Origin of the sequence: Mesorhizobium sp. M1E.F.Ca.ET.041.01.1.1 (assembly GCF_003997355.1) — a bacterium.
In the GTDB taxonomy this organism is placed as follows: domain Bacteria; phylum Pseudomonadota; class Alphaproteobacteria; order Rhizobiales; family Rhizobiaceae; genus Mesorhizobium.
Window position 1 is genome coordinate 1 of the sequence record NZ_RZSL01000472.1, and the last position, 4916, is coordinate 4916.

A 4916-nucleotide genomic window follows, 5' to 3' on the forward strand; every position below is an offset into this window, starting at 1 on the left:
CAACATCAACACCGATTTCACCAAGTTCCCGCGCGCCGTCTCGGTGCTTCCCGCCGGCGAGGCGGGAGCGGCGGCGCCTTTCGACAAGGCCGTGTTGCCGCATGACGAGCGGCATTTGCGCCGCCGGGCCATCGAGACGGCGGCCGGCGACAGGGTGCTGGTCGACCTGCCCGAGCCGGTGGCGCTGAACGATGGCGACCGGCTGGTGCTGGAGGACGGCCGTCAGCTCGAAATCGTCGCGGCGCCGGAAGAGGTCTACGACATCCGCGCCCGCGACGCCGTGCATCTGACCGAGCTCGCCTGGCACATCGGCAATCGCCATCTCGCTGCGGCGATCGAGGCGGACCGCATCCTGATCCTGCGCGACCATGTCATCAAGGCGATGCTGGAAGGGCTCGGTGCCACGGTGAGCGAGGTTTCGCTACCCTTCAGTCCGGTGCGCGGCGCCTATTCCGGACATGGCCACGACCATGGTCATGATCATCATGCGCATGATCATCATGGTCACGATCATCATGATCATCATGATCATGATCATTCGCATGACCATCATCACGACCACCATCACCATGACTGAGCCCGGCATAGCGCTGCTGCGCCTGATGGCCTGGCTGTCGCCGTCCTTCCCGGTCGGCGGCTTCTCCTACAGCCACGGTCTCGAAAGCGCGGTGCATGATGGGCTGGTCGCCAACCGCGGCGATCTTGCCGGCTGGCTGGAGACGCTGGTCGAGATGGGCTCTGGCTGGAACGATGCGGTGCTGTTTGCCGAAAGCTGGCGGCGCGCGCGCGACGGCGGCGATCTGGCGGAAATTGCCGCCCTGGCCGAGGCGCTTGCCGGCTCGCAGCAGCGGCACATGGAAACCATGCTGCAGGGCGCGGCCTTCCTCAAGGCGGCGTCCGCCTGGCCGTGTCCCGCGCTGGAGCGCCTGCCGAGCGACTGCGCCTATTGCGTGGCTGTCGGCGCGATCGCCGGCAGCCACGGCATCGGTCTCGCCGAGGCGCTGTCCGCCTTCCTGCAGGCCTTCTTCTCCAACCTCGTCCAGGCAGGGATCAGGCTCGGCGTCGTCGGTCAGGTCGACGCCGTCGCATTGTTAGCCGGCTTCGAATCTCTGGCTCTTGCAACGGCGTCGCGAGCGGCCAATTCCTCGCTCGACGATCTCGGCGGCGCAGCCTTCATGTCCGACATCGTGGCGATGAGGCACGAAACGCAGTATTCGAGGCTGTTCCGCTCATGACCGTCCTCGCTTTCGCCCTCTCCCTCGTCCTGCTCCTGATCACCACGTTGCATGTCTATTGGGGCATAGGCGGCATCTGGCCGGGAACGGACGCAAAATCCTGCGCCCATGCGGTTGTCGGTTTCCGCGGCGTCGACGAGATGCCGTCGCCTGTCGCGAGCTTTGCCGTCGCCGCTTGCCTGGCGCTCGCCACCCTGTGGCCGCTGGCGCTCGAAGGCGTCTTCGCCACGCCCTTTCCAAAGGAGGGGCTGGCAGCCACCGCGTTGCTCATCGGCCTCGTCTTCCTCGGCCGCGGCATTGCCGGTTTCACGCCCTGGTGGCGCCGGCTCACCCCGGAACAGCCCTTCGCGCGGCTCGACCAGCGCCTTTATTCGCCGCTCTGCCTGTCGATCGGGCTGGGCTTCGCAGTCCTTGCAATCTCGGAGTTCCCGGCATGACCCAACCCAACGGTCCCCTTCGCATCGGCATCGGCGGTCCTGTCGGTTCCGGCAAGACGACGCTCACCGAAAAGCTCTGCAAGGCGTTGCGCGATCAATTCTCGATCGCCGTCGTCACCAACGACATCTACACAAAGGAAGACGCCATGATGCTGGCGCGCCTGCAGGCGCTGCCGGAGGAGCGCATCGTCGGCGTCGAGACAGGCGGCTGCCCGCACACCGCCATCCGCGAGGACGCCTCGATCAACCTGCGGGCCATTGCCGAGCTGAACAGAAAATTTCCCGACCTCGACATCGTCTTCATCGAGTCCGGCGGCGACAATCTCGCGGCCACCTTCTCGCCGGACCTCGCCGATTTGACGCTTTATGTCATCTCGGTTTGCCAGGGCGAGGAGATCCCCAGGAAGGGCGGCCCGGCCATCACCCGCTCCGACTTCCTCGTCATCAACAAGAGCGATCTGGCACCCTATGTGAACGTCAACCTCGACGTGATGGAGACGGACGCCGCCCGCATGCGCGGCAAGCGCCCCTTCGGCTTCACCGACCTGTCGCGCGGCAAGGGTCTGCAGGCGGTGATCGACTTCATCGTCGAGCATGGCGGGCTGCACTCTGCGCGGCCTGCGGCTTGATCCGCCGGCCTGACCCACCAGTTTGCGGTTGCTGGTCGCCGCCATGCACGGCATGCTTCGGAAAACTGGAGGATTTTCGATGAGCATCGCCCGCCTGCAGAAGGAACCGCTGACCAACCTGCCTTATTACGAGGAACGGGTCGATCTCGCCGCCGCCTTTCGCTGGACGGCACGGCTCAACATGCATGAGGCGGTGGCCAATCATTTCTCGCTGTCCGTCAACGAGGACGGCACAAAATTCCTGATGAACCCCAACCAGGTGCATTTCTCGCGCATCAAGGCGAGCGACCTGCTTTTGATCGACGCCAACGATCCGGACACGCTGTCCGGCCCCAACGCGCCAGACCCCACGGCCTGGGGCCTGCATGGCGCCATCCACCGCAACGTGCCGCATGCGCGCTGCGCCATGCATGTGCATTCTATCCATGCAACGGTTCTCGCCTCGCTGGCCGACTCGACCTTGCCGCCGATCGACCAGAACTCGGCCATGTTCTTCAACCGCCATGTCGTCGACGCCCACTATGGCGGGCTGGCCTTCGAGGAGGAGGGCGAACGCTGCTCCAAGCTGCTCGTCGATCCCAAGGTCAAGGTGATGGTCATGGGCAATCACGGCGTGATGGTCATCGGCGATAGTGTCGCCGACACCTTCAACCGCATGTTCTATTTCGAGCGTGCCGCCGAGACCTACATCAAGGCGCTGTGGACCGGCCGGCCGCTGCGCACGCTCTCCGACGAAATCGCTGAAAAGACGGCGCGCGAGGTGGACGACTATCCCGGCCAGGCCGAGCGCCATCTTTCCGAACTGAAGGCGATCCTCGACGAGGAAGAGCCGGTCTACCGGAACTGAAGCTTCTTCCTTCTCCCCCGGTCACGCCACGCAATGCACACATCTTCTGTGACTGGCGTGACTGATAAGGCCGAGGCTTGATTGCCACGTGGTTCCCCCAATCCGTCGCTGCTTCGCAGCGCCACCTTTCCCCCCTCCGGAGGGAAAGGAAGGGAGCGTTGCTGGACGAGCGTTGACGGCAAAAAGCTTGGCGCCTTTCCTCTACCCCGTCGATCTGGGGAGAGGTGGCTCGGCGTGGCCGAGACGGAGTGGGGGTCGACCAGCGCTACTAGACAATGCATGCGCCAAGCTGCCATGCATGCTATAGCCAAAGATCAGTCGCAACGCGGATGAGGGGCAGCGCCTACTTTGGCGATTTTCTCAAAGCCCCAATTGCGCCCGCAATTCATCCGCGCTGTTGATCACGATGGCGCCGGGCGGTCCTTCCATCGGCGCCTCAGGCCAGAAGATCGTCTTCATGCCAGCCGCCAGCCCGGCCATGGCGCCGGTCTGGCTGTCGTCGATCGCGACCGCATCGGCCGGATCGACGCCGGCGAGATAAGCGGCGCGCAGGAAGGGTTCCGCATGCGGCTTGCCTTGGCGCACGTCATTGCGGCTCACTGTGTGCATGCCGGGATAGACAAGCCCCACCGCGCCGAGATTGGCGTCGACGATCAGCCGGTCGGAATTGGACACCACCGCCTGCTCGACGCCCAGCGCCCGCAATTGGTTGAACACCTCGATCGCGCCGGGGCGCGGCTTCAGCGTCTCGGCCATCGGCAGATAGTGGTCGTATTTGCGCACGATCCAGTCGTCGAAGGGCAGGTCGAGCCCGAACTGGTCGCGCAGCATCTCGTAGACCGGCCACGCCGCGACGCCGAGCACCCGCTCGTGCAAATTGGTCGGCGGCGCTATGCCGACGCTTCGCAGCGCAGCCACCAGTGCTGCCTCGTGCAGCGGTTCGCTGTCGACCAGCGTGCCGTCCATGTCCCAGAAAACCGCTTTCGGCGTCATGCAAGGCTCCTTTGCCGATCCCCTTAATGCGTTTGCGCGCCGAGATAAACCGTCCCGCCGGCAATTGGTTGGCGCAAGGGCGGATTGGTCCGTTCGGGACTGCTGACCGCCGCAAGCAATTGCCCTTTCAATTGACAATTGCGCATAGCCGCTTTCGTTGTAATCTATAGCGCCCGTCAACAAAGCGGGCGGGGAGGCAGGATGTGAACGCGCGACAGGAAACCGGCAGCACCAGGTTGGACGACGCCGCGCGCGCCGGCTGGCTTTACTATGTCGCCGGCAACACGCAGGACCAGATCGCCGCCAAGCTCGGCATCTCCCGGCAGACGGCGCAGCGGCTGGTGTCGCTGGCGATGTCTGAAGGCTTGATCAAGGTGCGGGTCGATCATCCGATCGCCAATTGCCTCGACCTCGCCGCGCGGCTGAAGTCGCGCTTCGCGCTGGATCTGGTCGAAGTGGTGCCGAGCGATCCGACCTCGACCTCGACGACGATCGGCGTCGCCGAGGCGGCGGCGGCCGAGATCGAGCGGCGGCTGCGTTCGCCGACGCCCATCGTCATGGCGATCGGCACCGGGCGCACGCTGAAGGCGGCGATCGAGCTGCTGCCGCCGATGGAGTGCCCGCAGCACAAGGTCGTGTCCTTGACCGGCAACATCTCGCCCGACGGCTCGGCCGCCTTCTACAACGTCATCTTCACTATGGCCGATCGGGTCAAGGCGCGCTCCTTCCCGATGCCGCTGCCGGTCATCGCCTCCTCGCCGGAAGAGCGCGATAT

The 4916-nt window shown here is 64.8% G+C and carries 7 protein-coding genes; 6 read left to right on the forward strand and 1 reads right to left on the reverse strand.

All coding sequences use genetic code 11. The features are described 5' to 3' along the window. From EOA38_RS28055 to EOA38_RS28075, 5 genes are all read left to right on the forward strand, one after another. On the forward strand, positions 1-577 hold a 577-nt coding region (locus tag EOA38_RS28055; RefSeq protein WP_245480933.1), incomplete at its 5' end, for an urease accessory protein UreE. Next, complete coding sequence (locus EOA38_RS28060; protein ID WP_245480934.1) at positions 543-1235, forward strand: urease accessory protein UreF; 693 nt, start codon at positions 543-545, stop codon at positions 1233-1235. The genes EOA38_RS28055 and EOA38_RS28060, both read left to right, overlap by 35 nt. Beyond that, positions 1232-1672, forward strand: coding sequence for a DUF3995 domain-containing protein (locus tag EOA38_RS28065; protein WP_127300749.1), 441 nt, complete (start codon positions 1232-1234; stop codon positions 1670-1672). Before EOA38_RS28060 ends, EOA38_RS28065 begins: the two co-directional genes overlap by 4 nt. Continuing rightward, a complete protein-coding gene (ureG, locus tag EOA38_RS28070) occupies positions 1669-2301 on the forward strand; it encodes an urease accessory protein UreG (protein WP_127300750.1) in 633 nt (210 codons plus the stop codon). Before EOA38_RS28065 ends, ureG begins: the two co-directional genes overlap by 4 nt. 79 nt (positions 2302-2380) lie before the next feature. Then, a complete protein-coding gene (locus EOA38_RS28075) occupies positions 2381-3148 on the forward strand; it encodes a class II aldolase and adducin N-terminal domain-containing protein (RefSeq protein WP_127300751.1) in 768 nt (255 codons plus the stop codon). A 360-nt stretch (positions 3149-3508) separates the two neighbouring features. Here EOA38_RS28075 and EOA38_RS28080 read toward each other — a convergent pair whose 3' ends face one another. After that, positions 3509-4141: an HAD family phosphatase gene (locus EOA38_RS28080; protein WP_126090735.1), complete on the reverse strand. Its 633-nt coding sequence runs from the start codon at positions 4139-4141 to the stop codon at positions 3509-3511. A 203-nt stretch (positions 4142-4344) separates the two neighbouring features. On the opposite strand from EOA38_RS28080, the gene EOA38_RS28085 reads away from it, so the two are divergent. Then, a partial coding sequence (locus EOA38_RS28085; RefSeq protein ID WP_189434963.1) for a sugar-binding domain-containing protein occupies positions 4345-4916 on the forward strand: 572 nt, incomplete at its 3' end.